The organism is Aquipuribacter hungaricus (assembly GCF_037860755.1).
Lineage (GTDB): Bacteria > Actinomycetota > Actinomycetes > Actinomycetales > JBBAYJ01 > Aquipuribacter > Aquipuribacter hungaricus.
The window spans coordinates 1-15706 of sequence record NZ_JBBEOI010000006.1 but is presented as its reverse complement, the minus strand read 5'-3'; the positions used below and the strand labels follow the sequence as shown (position 1 = coordinate 15706).

Sequence of the window (15706 nt, the reverse complement as noted above, 5' to 3'; positions counted from 1 at the left end):
GCACGCAGGTGGGGACTACCCGGCGCGGGCCAGAGGTCAACGGCGAACCCGACCTGACGTCTGGGCACCCGTAGCGGGCGATGCGGTCGGGCGCGGGTGGCCCGGGTCGTCGGAGGACCCTGCTCGAGGCGATGCCGACGTGGGAGGCAGTCCCGGCTTGCGTCCCCGGGTGTCAGACCACCAGGCCCGGGTACGTGCGCATTGTCCCTTACCCACCCGTCGCGCCACCGCTGCACCCGTAGCCCATCGGGACCGCACGGACGGCGGTGCCAGCACCTGCTCACGTAGAAGGAGCCGTCATGTCGATCACTCGTAGGACCAGCCCGCGGTGGGCGGGCACCGTGCGCCCGGACGGGGCTGGTCGCCGGTCGGCTGCGGTGCTCCTCAGCGGGATGCTCGCCGTGGCGGCGGGCGGCTGCGGTAGCACCGACAGCGACGACGGCAGCGGTTTCGACGACGTGGACACCGGCGCTGCCGTGGCGCAGGACACCAGCGGGCCGTCCGACCCCGCCGGGTCCTTCCCGTCCCCCACCTCGTCGGGGACCTCGTCTCAGACCCCGTCGGGGACCCCGAGCGCGTCGGGCACCGCCCCGACCGCCACCGGCAGCGGTGGCGCCGGGGTTCGTGGCGGTGGCCCGGTGGAGACGCAGGCCGCGCTGGCGGCGGTCACCGCGGCGCAGGGCGCGGTGCAGGACGGGCGGGTGTTCGACCTGGAGGACGAGGTGGAGGGCGGCCAGCGGCTGTGGAAGGCCAGGGTCGCCAGCCCCGACGGTCGCCAGTTCACCCTCGACATCGCCCAGGACGGCAGCTCGGTGCTGTCCAACGACGAGGACCCCACACCCGACGACGACGTGGCCAAGCTCCAGGGCGCCCAGGTGGGCCTAGAGGACGCGGTCGCCACCGCGGCCGGGCAGGCCCAGGGCGCCGGTGACCTGACCGCCGTGGAGATCGACACCATCGACCGGGACACCGTCGTGTGGCAGGTCGACTTCGGCGACGACGACGGGACCACCGTGCTCGTCGACGCCGCGACCGGCGCCGTGGTGGCCACCGGCCCCGACGTCGGCTGACCCCGCCGACCGGCAGCCACTGATCTACGCTCCGGCCGGAGCCTCGGCACCGGGCACCGGGTGCTGACCCACCGTCGACGTCTGGTGCTGCTCGGATGATGACCCGCCTGTCCCGACTAACCCCTCTGGAGGTGCTGTGCCGATGTTCTCCGGCATCCATCACGTCGCTCTCACCGTCACCGACCTGGCGGTGAGCGTCGCCTTCTACGAGAAGGTGCTGCAGATGGCACCGGCCGTAACCATGACCGACGGCCCGTTCACCCGACGGGTGTTCACCCTGCCCGGCGGCCAGGGCCTCGGGCTGACCCAGCACGACCAGGCCGGCGGGGGGCGCTTCGACGCCACCGTCCCCGGCCTGGACCACGTCGGGCTGGCCTGCGCCACCCGCGACGACGTCACCGCGTGGGCCGAGCACCTGGACCGGGTCGGGGTCGCGCACAGCGGGGTCCAGGACGCCGCCTACGGCACGGCGCTGAGCTTCACCGACCCCGACGGCAACGCCCTGGAGTTCTTCACCAGCACCTAGCCACACCGCCCCGCAGCGGCCCTCAGCAACCCACGGTCAGGGTCGAAGGAAGCAGGGCATGGACGGTCTAGACCTGACGGACGCGGAGCGGGGCCATCTGCGGCGCTGCGTCGAGCTGGCCGGGCAGGCCCTGGCAGCCGGCGACGAACCGTTCGGCTCGGTGCTGGTCGACGCGGACGGGTCCCGCCTGGTCGAGGAACGCAACCAGGTGCTGTCCACCGCGGACCCGACCCGGCACCCGGAGTTCGCGCTGGCCCGCTGGGCCGCTGAGCACCTGAGCGAGGAGGACCGGACGCAGGCCACGGTCTACACCTCCGGGGAGCACTGCCCGATGTGCGCGGCCGCGCACGGCTGGGTCGGGCTCGGGCGCATCGTGTACGTGCACTCGGCCCAGCAGCACGCCGGCTGGCTCGCCGACCTCGGACTCCCCACCGGACCCGTCCGGCCGATCCCGGCCGGCGACGTGGCGCCCGGCGTACCCGTCGACGGACCGGTCCCAGAACTGGCCGAGCAGATGCACCGGCTGCACCTGCAGTTCCACCAGCAGCCCCCAGCACAGGGAGCCAGCGCACCGGGGCCAGGGGCGAGCCCAGGCTGACAGCCCATCGCCCGTGCAGCCCATCGCCCGTGCAGCCCTTCGCCGCCTCCGAGTGACGCCTGTGGCGCTGTCCGGGCGCAGCCGAAAGCCTGCTTACCGTGCGTAGCACCCGCGACAGGACCACCGCGGCTGGGCCCATCGGCCATGCCTCCGCCGAAACGTACCGCGCCAGACCACCACGGCCACCCCTCGCCTGACTGGCACCCGGGGGCGACGTCTTCGGGCCGTTCCCCGAGAGCCCACCGAGACACCGGACGCCCCCAAGACCGTACCGCTGGGCCACCCCTGGCCCGCACGCCACCAGCCTCCTAGCCCGGTGTCGCGGGGCGCGGACCTCGAGGAGGGCGAGGAGGGTCGCTCTCGGACTGCGGGGCGGCCGGGGCAGAGCTGGCGCTGGCCCGGGTCAGGCTGTCTTGGCGACGGTGAGCAGGACAGCGGAGTCTTCGAGTGCCTCGAGGCTGTGGCGTGCAGCGGGCACGATGAGGAGGTCTCCTGGGGAGCCTTCCCAGAAGTGCTCCCCGGCATTGAGGCGGACGCGTCCGTGCAGGATGTGGACGGTCGCCTCGCCGGGGTTCTCGTGCTCGTCGAGGCTGCGGCCGGCGGCGAGGGCGATCAGGGTCTGGCGCAGGACGTGCTCGTGGCCGCCGTAGACGGTGTCTGCGCTGCGCCCGCTGGAAGCCCTCCGCGCGATGTCGAGCTGCTGGCGGGCCAAGGCGGTGAGAGACGACTTGTTTATTCGAACCCTCCCACCGGGATTTCCACCGTCCCTGGTGGCTTTTGACCGCGTCCATCGATCTGGCGGTCCCCGGCGTCGCCTGATACGTGACGTCTCGCACGTCGCGCGGAGGTGGTCAGAGGGCGCCGGATGGTTGGCAGCACCTGCTGCTGACGGCCTCGCTGGACTAGCCGCAGTGGGGCGCTGCAGGCAGCGGACCCGGGTGGCCCCGGGGCAGGTCACCGGGTCACAGGCGGAGGGTCGGACCCGGGTGGCGTCGGCGGGGTGCCGCCGCCGGTCCGGTGGTCGCGGCGGACCTGCTCCGCGGTAATGACGTCCGCCAGCGCGACCGGGCGCAGCGCGGGGACGGCGCGTCCGGCCAGCACGCACAGCCAGGTCACCAGGACGAAGGGCGCTGTCAGCGCCGGTTCCCCGGACGGGGCCAGCACCGCCGCCATCCCCGCCGTCAGCGCCGCTGCCCCTGCGGCCGCCAGCACGGCGAGGAGCGCCGAGCACCAGGTGAGCACGAAGAACAGCCCGCCCACGGCGATGGCGCTCAGCACGGCGTTGAAGCCGAACACCCCGTGGACGACCGAGGGGTCCTGACCGCCCAGGGCCAGCGCGGTAGCCGCGCCGACCGTGGAGCCCACGACAGCGAACAGCGCCGAGATGCGGGAGCTGAGGAGGACCCCGAAGAGGAGAAGCAGCCCCGTCGCCCAGCTGTCCTGCAGCACCACCTGGCTGATGCCCCGCAGCAACGCCTCGAACGAGCCCGCGAACGAGCCCTCGAAGGTGCCCGCCCGCGAGGGGGCCGGCACGCCGGGACCGTCGGGGTCCAGGTGGTCGAGCCGGTCGGCGGCGAGCAGGCCGGCCCAGGTGACGAGCACGAAGGGGGCGGTCAGCACCGGCACCTGGTACCGGCCGAGGAGGTGGCCCAGAGCCAGCAGCACGAGCGTGGACGAGGCACCCGCAGCGATGACGTAGAGGACCAGCAAGCTGTCAGGGCGCAGGTTCGCCGCCAGGGCGATCCCCACGAGGACACCGTTGAACCCGAACTGGCCGTCCCGGATCAGGCCGTGCTCGGCGCCGAGCAGGTGGGCGGCCAAGGTGCTGCTGCCCAGCCCTACCAGGCCGGCAACCGCCAGGAGCGGGTCACCGACGAGGACCCCGGCGGCGAGGACCAGCCCGGTGGCGGGGTTGTTCTGCAGCATGACCTGTCCGAGGCCTCGCAGCAGGACGTCCACCACGCCGACCATCGGGGTGGCCGAGGCCGCCCGCGTCCAACCGCGCGCCGCGCGTCCGAGGATCGTGGCCTGGCTCATCACCAGAGCCTTCCGCTCACGACGGAAGAACGCACCGTGATGGTGGTCGCCGCGCCGGTCTTCGCGGACCCGGCTGGTGGGGTGTCACCGCCATGGTCCGCGCCATCCCCGCCCAGACGGGCTCGGGGGTCCTTGAGCCCGCCCTGGCGGTCCCGGCTGAGCCGGGCGCCCTGGCGGAAATACCCGCCCGACGAGGTTTGACCCGCCTTGGTGGGGTAGTTGCTGACGTACCGAGACATATCGGGTGCCGGTGACCCCGCCAGCTGCGCAGCTGACGATCGTCCCCGTCGTGAGCAGATGGTAGGAGGAGGCGGGGATGCCCGAGCCGGAGGACAGCGACCCAGCAGGCGACGAGCCGCGCCGAGAGGACCAGGGCAGCGACCACGGTGACGGTGCAGCCGCGCCGGTACGCCCGGGCTCCGGTGGCGCGATGCACTCGGCGTCGGCGCCGGGCACGGAGACGTGGATCTCCTCGATGATGCTGACGCCGCGGGAGACCGAGAAGCTGGTGATCTACCAGGTCGCGGACCTGGCGCGCCGGCGTCTCGACCGGGGGGTGAAGCTCAACTTCCCTGAGGCTATCGCGCTGATCTGCGAGGCACTGCTGGAGTCGGCCCGTGACGGGCACTCGGTGGCCGACACCATCGAGATCGGCAAGCAGGTGCTGTCCCGCGAGCAGGTGATGCCCGAGGTGCCCGACATGGTCACCCTGGTCCAGGTCGAGGCCACCTTCGCTACCGGCACCCAGCTGGTCTCGGTGCCGGACCCGATCTCGTGACCGTTCCCCCGCTCCGGCCCGCGGCAGGGCGGGCGTCTCTTCGCGCGTCCGCGCGGCCGGTGGTGGCGCTGCCCGTTCCTGCTCGGTCCTGTCCGTCGTCGTTGTCAGGTGCCCCTGCGGGGTCCTGGTGTGGAGGTTCTCGTGCCCGTTCCTGGTGAGTGGCTGTTGTCGCAGGAAGACGTGGAGATCAACGTCGGGCGGCGCACCGCGCCGATGCGGGTGCGCAACACCGGTGACCGACCGGTGCAGGTGGGCTCGCACTACCACTTCTTCGAGGTCAACCGGGTCCTGGACTTCGACCGGCCCGCCTCGCTCGGGATGCGGCTGAACGTCCCGGCCGGTCAGGCGATCCGCTTCGAACCTGGTGACGAGAAGGACGTGGAGCTGGTGGAGTTCGCCGGGATGCGCCGGGTTCTCGGCTTCGCGGGCCTGGTCGACGGGGCGGTTACCGCCCGGTGGACCATCGAGCTGGCCCTGGAGCGGGCCGCCCACCACGGGTTCGCCGGGATGGAGTCCTGGCGCGAGGAACGCGCCGACGTCGTGGCCCGCCGGGTGCCCGGGGGCGAGCGGTGACCTCGATCCCGCGGCGCACCTACGCCGCGCTGTACGGGCCGACCACCGGGGACCGTTTCCGGCTGGCCGACACCAACCTGATCGCCCAGGTGCAGGCCAGCCTGCTGGTGCCCGGGGAGGAGACCATCTACGGCGGGGGGAAGACCCTGCGCGACGGGATGGGCCAGGTGCCGGGGCTGCGCAACGCCGACGGTGTGCTGGACACGGTGATCACCGCGGTGGTGGTGATGGACCCGGTGCTGGGGATCGTCAAGGCCGACATCGGCATCAAGGACGGACGGATCGCCGGTATCGGTAAGGCCGGTAACCCCTACGTCCAGGACGGGGTCCACCCGAACCTGGTCGTCGGTGCCGGCACCGAGGCGATCAGCGGTGAGGGCCTGGTCGCCACCGCCGGCGCCATCGACCCCCACGTGCACTTCGTGACCCCCGCGCAGGTCCCTCACGCCCTCTCCGCCGGTGTGACCACCTTGATAGGCGGCGGCACCGGCCCTGCGGACGGCTCCAAGGGCGTGACCGCCACCCCGGGCCCGTGGAACATCGCCCGGATGCTGGAGGCGACCGCCACGCTGCCGGTCAACGTGGGCCTGCTCGCCAAGGGCAACTCCTCAGCACCGGCGACCCTGGTCGAGCAGCTCACGGCCGGTGCGTGCGGGTTGAAGGTCCACGAGGACTACGGGGCGACCCCGGCGGTCATCGACTGCGCCCTGTCGGTGGCCGACGCCCACGACGTGCAGGTCGCCATCCACACCGACTCCCTTAACGAGTCCGGGTACCTGGCCGACACCGTCGACGCCATCGACGGGCGGGTGATCCACAGCTACCACACCGAGGGCGCCGGCGGTGGGCACGCCCCGGACGTGATGGCCATCGCCGCCCTGCCCAACGTGCTGCCGTCCTCGACGAACCCGACCCGGCCGTACACCACCGACACCACCGACAACCTCTTCTACATGACCATGGTCACCCACCACCTGAACCCGCAGAACCCCGAGGACGTCGCCTTCGCCCAGTCCCGTATCCGCGGGGAGACCGAGGCCGCCGAGGACGTGCTGCAGGACATGGGGGTGATCTCGATGATGTCCTCGGACTCCCAGGCGATGGGACGCATCGGCGACACCGTGACCACCACCTGGCGCACCGCGGACAAGATGAAGCGCCAGCGCGGGAAGCTGCCCGGGGACCCGGGCGGGTCCGGCGAGCACGACAACGAACGGATCTTGCGCTACCTGGCCAAGTACACAATCAACCCGGCGCTGACCCACGGCATCGCCCACCTGGTCGGGTCCCTGGAGACGGGCAAGGTTGCCGACATCGTGCTGTGGCCGACGAACACCTTCGGGGTCAAGCCCAAGTACGTCCTCAAGGGCGGGTTCGTGGCCTGGTCGGTCATGGGCGACCCCAACGCCTCCATCCCCACCCCCGAGCCGGTGCTCCTGCGCCCCAGCTTCGGCACCATCGGCAAGGCGGTGGGGCGCACCTCGATGACGTTCGTGTCCCAGGCCTCCATCGACGCCGGTGTCCCGGAGCGCCTGGGCCTGGAGCGGTGGGTGGAGCCGGTGCGCGGGTGCCGCACCCTGGGCAAGGCGGCGATGGTCCGCAACGACGCCACCCCCGACATCCGCGTGGACCCCGAGACCTACCAGGTCTACGTCGACGGGGAGCTGGTCGACGTCGAGCCGGCCGACTCGGTACCGATGTCGCAGCTGTACAACATCGTCTGAGCGCGGAGACGACCGTGGTGACCTGGTGACGCCGACCGACGCCCGGGCGTTCGGGTCCCCGTGCGCGCCGGGTGGGGCGGACGGCCTGGTGGGGTTCCTGGCGAGCCTGCAGCTCAACGACTCGGCGTTCCCCAGCGGGCGCTACACCCTCTCCTACGGGCTCGAGGCTTTCGTCCAGGCCGGGATCATCACCAGGTCCAGCCCTCCTAAGGAGCTCCTGGCGCTGCTGGGCGACCAGATCCGCCACGGCACCGCCCCGGCCGACGCGGCGGCGCTGGCCTGCGCCCACCGCGCCGCCCCCACCGGCACCGTTACCACCGGTACCGCCTCTCCTGGCTCCGTCACCGGTACCGTCCCGGTCGAGCTGGCGGCGGGCCTGGCAGCGGTGGGCGCCGTGGATGCCCGCCTGAGCGCGGTGAAGCTGGCCCGCGAAGCCCGGCAGTCCTCGGCCCGCACCGGGCGCCAGCTGCTGACCACCGCCGCGGCGGCGTTCGACTCCCCTGCGGTGACCGGCTACTGCGCGGAGGTGCGCGCGGGCACCCACCCGGGCAACGCCGCGGTCGCGCTCGGGCTGGTCAGCGCCGTCCTGGGCGTCCCACTGGCCCACGCGGTCGCCGGGGAGCTGTACACCTTCGCGTCCGGGTGGCTGGCGGCCGCGGTGCGTCTGTCGGTCACCGACCACCGCGTCGCTCAGCTGGTCCTGCACCGGCTGGGACCCCTGCTGGAGTCCGCCACCGTCACCGCCACGACCGCCAGCGTCGACGACATCCGCAGCTGCACCCCGCTGGTCGACGTGATGGCGATGCGGCACGAGCGCGCCGAGCTGCGCCTGTTCTCCAGCTGACCCCGACGGCCGAGCACCCCGCCACCCTGACCGCGCCCACCAACCCGCCCATCGACTCAGCGACCCCGCCCACCCGAACCGACGGAGGCACCACGATGACCGCCCACACCCACGGAAACGACCAAGGGCACTCTCACGGGCACTCTCACGGGCAGCTGGCCGTGGACTGGGCCCCCGCCACCGAGCTCGCCCGCCTGGGCGGACCGGTGCCCCGCATCGGGGTGGGCGGCCCGGTCGGCTCGGGCAAGACCGCCCTGATCGAGGCCCTGGTCCCGATGCTGGTCGCCGACGGGCACCGCCCGGTCGTGGTCACCAACGACATCTTCACGACCGAGGACGCCCAGCACGTGCGCGCCACCCTGGCCGGGGTGCTCGACCCCGAGCGCGTCGTCGGGGTCGAGACCGGGTCCTGCCCGCACAGCGCGGTGCGCGACGACCCCACGATGAACCTCGACGCGGTCGAGGAGCTGACCACCCGCTTCCCCGACGCGGACCTGGTGCTGCTGGAGTCCGGCGGGGACAACCTGACCCTGACCTACAGCCCCGCCCTGGCCGACTACTTCATCTTCGTCATCGACGTCGGCGAGGGCGACAAGATCCCCCGCAAGCGGGGCCCCGGGGTGACCACCTCCGACCTGCTCGTCATCAACAAGATCGACATCGCCCCGTACGTGCACGCCGACCTCGTCGTCATGCAGCGCGACGCGGCCGCGGTACGAGAGGGCCGCCCCTTCGTGCTCACCGACTGCTTCTCCGGCACCGGGCTAAGCGAGGTCCTGGACCACATCTACGCCGCGATGCCCCAGCCGGCCGCGACCGGGGCGAGGTGAGCCTGCCCGCACCGGCGTGGCGCCCCCGGACCGGGCACCGGGACGACGTGACCTGGTACACCCCGCCCGACCTGCCCGCCGAGGTCGCCGCCCTGGCCCTGCCCGAGCGCGCGGGCAGGCGGGCGGGCAAGGTCGGCCTGCTGGAGGTCGACCTCTCCCCGGTGGGCGGGGTGACCCGGGCGGTCCGCCACTACCAGCGCACCCCGCTGTTCTTGTTCCGTCCCATCCACGTCGACCCCGCCCGCCCGGACATGGCGTTCTTGTACCTGCTGCAGTCCGGGGAGGGCATGGTCCACGGCGACCGGTACCGCATCGACGTGCGCGCCGCGCCCGGCGCGGCGGTCCACGTCACCAGCCAGTCCGCCACCAAGGTCTTCCGGATGCCGCAGGACATCGCCACCCAGGTGGTGCACCTGCACGCCGGGCCCGGGGCGGTGCTGGAGTACCTGCCCGACCCGGTCATCCCCTTTGCCGGCTCGCGCTTCTACGGGCGCACCACCGTCACCGTCGACCCCGGGGCCACCGTCATCCTCGCCGAGACCCTGCTGCCCGGGCGGGTCGCCTCCGGGGAGGCCCACGCCTACGACCTGTACTGGAGCGAGGTCCACGCCCGCGACCCCGACGGGCGGCTGCTCTTCGCCGACACCCTGCACCTGACCCCACCGATCGCCCACCCCGGCTCCCCCGCCCGCCTCGGCCCCTACCAGGTGCACGCCACCGTCCACGTCATCACCCAGCAGGCGCCCGCCGACGAGCTCTGCAACCTGCTCGCCGCCGCCCTGGCGGGCGCTCACGACGTCCTCGCCGGCGCCAGCGAGCTGCCCGCTGGCTGCGGGGCCTCGGTGCGCGTCCTCGGCATGACCTCGGCCGCCGTGGCCGCCGCGGTGCGCACCACCTGGGACGCCGCCCGCCGCCGCCTGATCGGGGTCCCGGCCCCGGACCTGCGCAAGGGATGAACCCGGAGGAGAACAGCATGCCGCCCACCGCACCTACCCGAACCCCGGACCGGACCCGGACGCGGCCATGGACCACCCGCGCCGGGCGGGTCGTCTGCGCCGCGCTGCTCGGGGTCGCTGCTGCGGGTACCGCGGTCGTCGGGTTCGGCGGCGTCGACGCCGACGTGGGGCCGCTGACCGCGCAGCTGCACGTCGTCCTCTCGCCCGGCGGCGGCACCGAGGTGGACCTGGCCCCGCTGGGGCGGATCGACCTGCCCACCCACGCGGGGCCGCTGGGGCTGCGGGCGCGGGTGGAGGACGTCCGAGCCGGCGAGGTGGGCGCTTTCGTCGAGCAGGGGCTGACCAGCGGGCAGGCGCGGGAACAGGTCACCGCGGACCTGCGCACCGCGGTAGAAGATCTGGCGGTGCGGTGCGCTCTGGTCGGGCTCCTCGCAGCGGTCGGGGCGTGCGCGCTGGTCTTCCGCCGGTGGCGGCCCGTGGCCGTGGGAGCGGGCGCGGCGGCGGTCGCGCTGGGGATCTGCGCCGTCGTGGCCACCGCGACGTTCCGCACCGGGGCCGTCACCGAGCCGACCTTCACCGGGCTGCTCACCAGGGCCCCGGCGGTCATCAGCGCTGTCGCGGACACCGGTGACGCCGCCGAGGCCCACGCGCGCCGGCTCGGCGAGCTGACCGGGGACATCGCCCAGCTGTACACCGTGCTCTCGGAGCCGGAGGATGACCCGCCCAGCGACGCGGTGCGGGTGCTGTTCGTCTCCGACATCCACAACAACCCCGCCGCCTACGAGGTGATGAGCACCCTGGTCGAGCGCTTCGACGTCGCTGCGATCATCGACAGCGGGGACTCCACCGACCTGGGCACCCCGGCCGAGAACCCCCTGCACACGGCGAAGAGCGGCTTCGGGGTGCCCTACGTGTGGGTGCGCGGCAACCACGACTCGAACCGCACCCAGGAGTACATGGTCACCCTGCCCGGGGTGACCGTCCTGGACGACGGTGCGATCACCGAGGTCGCGGGGCTGCGGATCGCCGGCACCGGTGACCCCGAGTTCACCCCGGTCAAGCAGCTGCAGGTCGACACCGGCTCCGAGCAGGAGCTGGCCGGTGCCGGAGCGGCACTGGCCGAGGCGGTGCAGGCCTCGGCCGCTGCCGGGCGCCCGGTGCACCTGGCGGTGGTGCACGAGCCCAGGATGGCCGGGCCCCTGCACGGGGTGGTGCCCCTGGTCCTGGACGGGCACGTGCACCAGCGCCGCTCTCAGGTGGTCGAGGGGACCCTGGAGCTGACCCAAGGCTCGTCCGGGGGTGCGGGGCTGCGCGCCTTCGACTCCGGGCAGGCACTGCCGCTGACCATGTCGGTGCTGCACTTCGACGCCGGCGAGGGCGAGCTGCTGGCCGTCGACGACGTCACGCTCAGCGGCCCCGGCCAGCGCTCGGTCACCCTCGAGCGGCACGACGCCTCCTCCTACGCCGAGGACGAGGCTGCTGCGGCCGGGGACTGAGCCGGAGCGGGCGCAGGACTGACCCGCCCATCCCCCGGCGACAGTGACCACGGGATGGCACCGGCACGGGCACGGGCGGGGTCAGGGAATCACAGCGTCATGTCGATAGCGTCGTGCCCGCACCACCGACGGCGCCGAGGCTGGCCCACCGCGACCGGGCGGCGGGACGAACAGCGGGACGGGCCGCGGGGCGAGAGCGGCGGAGAGGGAGGGGTGGTCGTGGGCGTCGACTGGTCACGCCTGGGGGTGCTGGGGCTGTCCGCCTCCGGGGTCCTCCTGTACCTGGAGGTCGCCCTGTTCCTGCTGGCTCTGGTGGTGGTGCCGCGTGATCGGCGTCCGTCCTCGGCGCTGGCGTGGATCCTGCTGATCGTGGTCCTGCCGGTGGCAGGGGCGGTGCTCTTCGCGGTGATCGGCAGCCCCAAGCTGCCCCGGGCGCGCCGGGAGAAGCAGGCCAGCATCGACCAGCGCATCGTGGAGGCCACCCGCGACGTCGGGCCGCTCAGCGAGGACCACCATGCCCCGCCGTGGTGGCCCTCGGTGGTGCGCCTGAACCAGGCCGTGGGCGCGATGCCCCTGCTGGAGGACAACGACGCCCACCTGCTGCCGCACTTCGAGCAGCAGCTCACCGCCCTGGTCGAGGCCGTGCAGGGGGCGCGCCGGTACGTGCACGTGGAGTTCTACATCCTGTCCCTGGACGAGACCACCGCCCCGTTCTTCGCCGCCTTAGCCGACGCGGTCGCCCGCGGGGTGACCGTCCGGGTGCTGCTGGACCACCTCGGCTGCCGCGGCTACCCCGGGTACAGGGCCACGAAGAAGGAGCTGGACCGGATCGGGGTGCAGTGGCACCTCATGCTGCCCGTGCAGCCCCTGCGGGGCCGCTACCAGCGCCCGGACCTGCGCAACCACCGCAAGCTGCTCGTCGCCGACGGCGAGGTCGCCCTGGTGGGGTCGCTCAACCTCATCGACCCCGGCTACCAGAAGCGCGGCAACCGCCGTCGGGGGCTGCGGTGGCGCGACCTGCTCGCCCGCGTGCAGGGCCCGGTGGTCCACGAGGTCGACGCCCTGTTCGTCACCGACTGGTACTCCGAGACCGACGAGCTGCTGGGCACCTCCCGGGAGCGTGACACCGCCCGCGACGCCGGGGACCTGTTGTGCCAGGTAGCGCCCAGCGGCCCGGGCTTCGAGGTGGAGAACAACCTGGTGCTGTTCAACACCCTCATCTACTACGCCCAGCGCCGGCTCAGCATCACCAGCCCCTACTTCGTGCCCGACGAGTCGCTGCTGGTCGCGATCACCACCGCAGCCCGACGCGGGGTCGCCGTGGAGCTGTTCGTCGGGGCGATCGGCGACCAGTTCTTCGTCTTCCACGCCCAGCACTCCTACTACCGGGCCCTGCTGGAGGCCGGGGTGCGCATCTGGCTGTACCCGGGTCCGGCGATCCTGCACGCCAAGCACATGAGCGTGGACGAGCTGGTCACCGTGGTCGGCTCCTCCAACATGGACATCCGCTCCTTCGCACTCGACCTCGAGCTGTCGCTGGTCTCGTGCGGGCGCGACCTCACCGAGCAGATGCGGGCGGTGGAGGACGAGTACCGGGCGGCCAGCCGGGAGCTGACCCTCACCGAGTGGTCGCGCACCGGCTTTGGCCACCGCGTCGTCGACGGCCTGGCCCGGCTCACCTCGGCGGTGCAATGACCCGGACAGCCGGCCCCCCAGCCGCTCCCCCGCGGTCGCACCCAATCATTACGCCGGCCGGACGGAAGGCGTGTTGACCGGTCATCTAGGCGCCCCCGGGCAGGTCGAGCCCAGACGCCGGGGTCTGGTCCCGGTGCCAGGGGGGATCCCGGTCCTAGCGGCGCAGTCGGGCGGCGTGGCCACCGTGCTCCTACGTTGTCGGTATGACGAACCTGGGTTCGGGCACCGACGCCCGGCGCCACGGGGGTTGGCTGCCCGACGCCCAGAGCGTGCAGGCGTGGGTCGAGGACCTCCGCCGGGAGGTCGCCGAGGCTGGGGAGGTGCCTTGGCACCCGGTGATCGGCGAGTTCCGGGAGCTGCTCGACCACGACGCCCTGGTGCGGATGCAGCTGGAGCGGATGATCCTCGAGGTCCCCGACGACGAGCAGCACCGCCCCCGGCACCTGCGGGACCTGCCCGAGCTGCTCCGGCTGCTCAACGCCGTCCTGTCCTTGGCCCCGGAGTACAGCCGGGACTCGATGGTGATGACGCCCGTGCAGGCCCTGCTGGACCAGACCACCGCCACCCCCTCCGGGCTGCAGGCGTACCGCAACCCGACCGTGAACGCGATGCTCGCCAAGGTCCTCACCGCCTGGTGCGAGCACCTGGACAGCCCCGCCTCCCTGTCCGTCCTCAACACCTCCGACGCCGGCTGGATGTCGGACTCCGCGGCGAGCACGATCGGCATCGAGCAGTACCAGCACGACCCCCAGGACGAGCACTGGGGCTTCACGTCCTGGAACGACTTCTTCACCCGACGCTTCCGCGAGGGTCAGCGGCCCGTCGCCGCGCCCGAGGACGACGGCGTCGTCGTCAGCCCCTGCGAGTCCACGCCCTACGCCCTCGCCCGCGACGTCCAGCGGCAGGACCAGTTCTGGCTCAAGAGCCAGCCGTACTCCCTGCAGGACATGCTCGCCGGCGATCCCGCGGTCGACGAGCTCGTCGGGGGCACCGTCTACCAGGCCTACCTCAGCGCCACCGACTACCACCGCTGGCACGCCCCCGTCTCCGGCACCATCGAACGGGCATACACGATCGGCGGGACCTACTACTCCGACGCCGACACCGAAGGAGCGGATGCCGCCGTCCCCCAGGCCAGCCAGGGCTACATGGCCCACGTCGCCGCCCGCGCCGTCGTCCTCATCCGCGCCGACCACCCGGCGCTTGGGCTCCTGGCCGTCGTCTTCGTCGGGATGGCCGACGTCTCCTCCTGCGTCATCGACCAAGCCGTCACCCCCGGCGCCCACGTCACCAAGGGCGACGAGATCGGCTACTTCCAGTTTGGCGGCTCGACCATGTGCCTGGTCTTCCGTCCCGGCGCCATCGCCGACATCGCCCACCAGGCCATCCCCCGCGACGAGTCCGCCAGCACCCCGCTGGTGCGCGTCTGCTCCCGCATCGCGACCGCCGCCAGCGCCCCCCGCGCTAGGAGCTCAGCACAAGGGACCCCGGACGGCATCAGCACGGCGACGTCCTGAGGCGGAGCTGATACCCCGGGTCAGGGTCTTCGGCCCCGCTGGACCGGTCGAGGACGGTCCCCCCTCGACCTGACTCGAGGGCACGCCGCCGACGGCCTGGTGGCCCCGGTCGCGCAGGACGACGCGCAGCCGGTGGTGAGCAGCGACGGGCGCGCCCGACCACCCTGTACGGGATCGGTACCTGCAGCGCGGCTGCTTGACCGCGGAACACCAACCTGTTGCCCCGTCGTGTGAGACGGGTCACACGAGAACCCGAAGTGCTCTCTTGTTTTTCACGAGGCAGAAAGTAATATCCACTCTACGGAACTCACTTCTGCTCGACGCCCTGCGCGGGCAGTCCGAACTGCATCCCTTCGACCTCCAGCGCCTCGAGGCGCTGTCTGCCGACGAGACGGACCCGGCCGACCACAGTCGTTGACTGTGCGGCCTCGACTATGGGTTGCCGGCCACCCAGTGTGATGCGTGGATAGGAGCGTTAAACTCGGCCATCGACGCCCGCGCCCAGCGTCCCGCTGCTCGAGCTGTTCGTCCCCGCTTCTCGCGCTCATGCGGATGGAGGCCAGCGGGAGTCTCGACATATCAGGGTCAGGCAGACGGCCGACTTCAGCCGCAGTGAGGGCTTGCGCTGGCAGGTCCGCCTTCCGCGCCTACGCGGCGCGCACGGGGAACGGGCGTTCCGCACTGCGCTCACCGACCTGCTGGCCGCTACGGGGCGGTGGGCACCGCCGTGAGCTGCAGAGCGACTGGTGGCGGTGCCAGCGTCGATCGATCAGCGACGTCGCGGTCGTGCTAGGGCGCCCCTACGAGCACCGCTCGGCGGCAGGGACGCGAGCCAAGACCGACGGGCTGGCCCACGACGTCGAGCTTGACGACGTAACAGCGCTGAGGGCCTGAGCCCTGCTCGGCCGGTGCGACCTACGACCGCGCGAACGGGGCCCCCGTTTCGGGACGCCGGGGCCGCGGTGCGTGAGACATGGGACCGTCGTGGCTCACCTGGCTCATTCGACCTGCTGCCTGCCTGCTCGTGCGTCAGGCCCGGACCGTACGGAGAGTCGCATGGAC

14 protein-coding genes are annotated in these 15706 nt (G+C 72.6%); 12 read left to right on the top strand and 2 right to left on the bottom strand.

The window, feature by feature from the left end; all coding sequences use genetic code 11:
• Window positions 1-299: 299 nt before the first annotated feature.
• From WCS02_RS02420 to WCS02_RS02410, 3 genes are all read left to right on the top strand, one after another.
• The gene (locus tag WCS02_RS02420) at window positions 300-1070 is read left to right on the top strand and encodes a PepSY domain-containing protein (RefSeq protein WP_340289220.1); all 771 of its coding nucleotides are present in this window, start codon (window positions 300-302) and stop codon (window positions 1068-1070) included.
• Window positions 1071-1212: 142 nt separating this feature from the next.
• Window positions 1213-1596 carry a VOC family protein gene (locus tag WCS02_RS02415; RefSeq protein ID WP_340289330.1) on the top strand — a complete coding sequence of 128 codons (384 nt, stop codon included), beginning with the start codon at window positions 1213-1215 and terminating at the stop codon, window positions 1594-1596.
• Window positions 1597-1654: 58 nt separating this feature from the next.
• Window positions 1655-2194, top strand: coding sequence for a nucleoside deaminase (locus WCS02_RS02410; protein WP_340289217.1), 540 nt, complete (start codon window positions 1655-1657; stop codon window positions 2192-2194).
• A gap of 403 nt (window positions 2195-2597) precedes the next feature.
• Here the strand turns inward: WCS02_RS02410 and WCS02_RS02405 are convergent, their stop codons facing one another.
• Window positions 2598-2930 (bottom strand): cupin domain-containing protein, encoded by a 333-nt coding sequence (locus WCS02_RS02405; RefSeq protein WP_340289328.1) that lies wholly within the window; start codon window positions 2928-2930, stop codon window positions 2598-2600.
• Window positions 2931-3148: 218 nt separating this feature from the next.
• A complete protein-coding gene (locus WCS02_RS02400; protein WP_340289214.1) occupies window positions 3149-4231 on the bottom strand; it encodes an urea transporter in 1083 nt (360 codons plus the stop codon).
• A 475-nt stretch (window positions 4232-4706) separates the two neighbouring features.
• Here WCS02_RS02400 and WCS02_RS02395 point away from each other — a divergent pair, with 475 nt between their 5' ends.
• The 9 genes from WCS02_RS02395 (at window position 4707) to WCS02_RS02355 (ending at window position 14644) form a co-directional block, all read left to right on the top strand.
• Complete coding sequence (locus WCS02_RS02395) at window positions 4707-5009, top strand: urease subunit gamma (protein ID WP_340289325.1); 303 nt, start codon at window positions 4707-4709, stop codon at window positions 5007-5009.
• A 141-nt stretch (window positions 5010-5150) separates the two neighbouring features.
• Complete coding sequence (gene ureB / locus WCS02_RS21225; RefSeq protein WP_340289211.1) at window positions 5151-5582, top strand: urease subunit beta; 432 nt, start codon at window positions 5151-5153, stop codon at window positions 5580-5582.
• Window positions 5579-7306, top strand: a complete 1728-nt coding sequence (ureC, locus tag WCS02_RS02385; protein ID WP_340289208.1) for an urease subunit alpha — start codon at window positions 5579-5581, stop codon at window positions 7304-7306. Before ureB ends, ureC begins: the two co-directional genes overlap by 4 nt.
• Before the next feature lie 25 nt (window positions 7307-7331).
• Window positions 7332-8150 (top strand): urease accessory protein UreF, encoded by an 819-nt coding sequence (locus WCS02_RS02380; protein ID WP_340289205.1) that lies wholly within the window; start codon window positions 7332-7334, stop codon window positions 8148-8150.
• Between the two features lie 194 nt (window positions 8151-8344).
• A complete protein-coding gene (ureG, locus tag WCS02_RS02375) occupies window positions 8345-8980 on the top strand; it encodes an urease accessory protein UreG (RefSeq protein WP_340289322.1) in 636 nt (211 codons plus the stop codon).
• The gene (locus tag WCS02_RS02370; RefSeq protein WP_340289203.1) at window positions 8977-9936 is read left to right on the top strand and encodes an urease accessory protein UreD; all 960 of its coding nucleotides are present in this window, start codon (window positions 8977-8979) and stop codon (window positions 9934-9936) included. Before ureG ends, WCS02_RS02370 begins: the two co-directional genes overlap by 4 nt.
• A gap of 17 nt (window positions 9937-9953) precedes the next feature.
• A complete protein-coding gene (locus tag WCS02_RS02365; protein ID WP_340289200.1) occupies window positions 9954-11432 on the top strand; it encodes a metallophosphoesterase family protein in 1479 nt (492 codons plus the stop codon).
• A gap of 219 nt (window positions 11433-11651) precedes the next feature.
• Window positions 11652-13127: a phospholipase D-like domain-containing protein gene (locus WCS02_RS02360; RefSeq protein WP_340289197.1), complete on the top strand. Its 1476-nt coding sequence runs from the start codon at window positions 11652-11654 to the stop codon at window positions 13125-13127.
• A gap of 203 nt (window positions 13128-13330) precedes the next feature.
• Window positions 13331-14644: a phophatidylserine decarboxylase associated domain-containing protein gene (locus WCS02_RS02355; RefSeq protein ID WP_340289194.1), complete on the top strand. Its 1314-nt coding sequence runs from the start codon at window positions 13331-13333 to the stop codon at window positions 14642-14644.
• Window positions 14645-15706: the final 1062 nt, after the last annotated feature.

Bases quoted from the DNA above. Each gene is read 5' to 3' on its own strand.
- WCS02_RS02420 (WP_340289220.1), top strand. From the start codon at position 300: ATGTCGATCACTCGTAGGACCAGCCCGCGGTGGGCGGGCACCGTGCGC.
- WCS02_RS02415 (WP_340289330.1), top strand. From the start codon at position 1,213: ATGTTCTCCGGCATCCATCACGTCGCTCTCACCGTCACCGACCTGGCG.
- WCS02_RS02410 (WP_340289217.1), top strand. From the start codon at position 1,655: ATGGACGGTCTAGACCTGACGGACGCGGAGCGGGGCCATCTGCGGCGC.
- WCS02_RS02400 (WP_340289214.1), bottom strand. From the start codon at position 4,231: ATGAGCCAGGCCACGATCCTCGGACGCGCGGCGCGCGGTTGGACGCGG.
- WCS02_RS02395 (WP_340289325.1), top strand. From the start codon at position 4,707: ATGATGCTGACGCCGCGGGAGACCGAGAAGCTGGTGATCTACCAGGTC.
- WCS02_RS02365 (WP_340289200.1), top strand. From the start codon at position 9,954: ATGCCGCCCACCGCACCTACCCGAACCCCGGACCGGACCCGGACGCGG.
- WCS02_RS02355 (WP_340289194.1), top strand. From the start codon at position 13,331: ATGACGAACCTGGGTTCGGGCACCGACGCCCGGCGCCACGGGGGTTGG.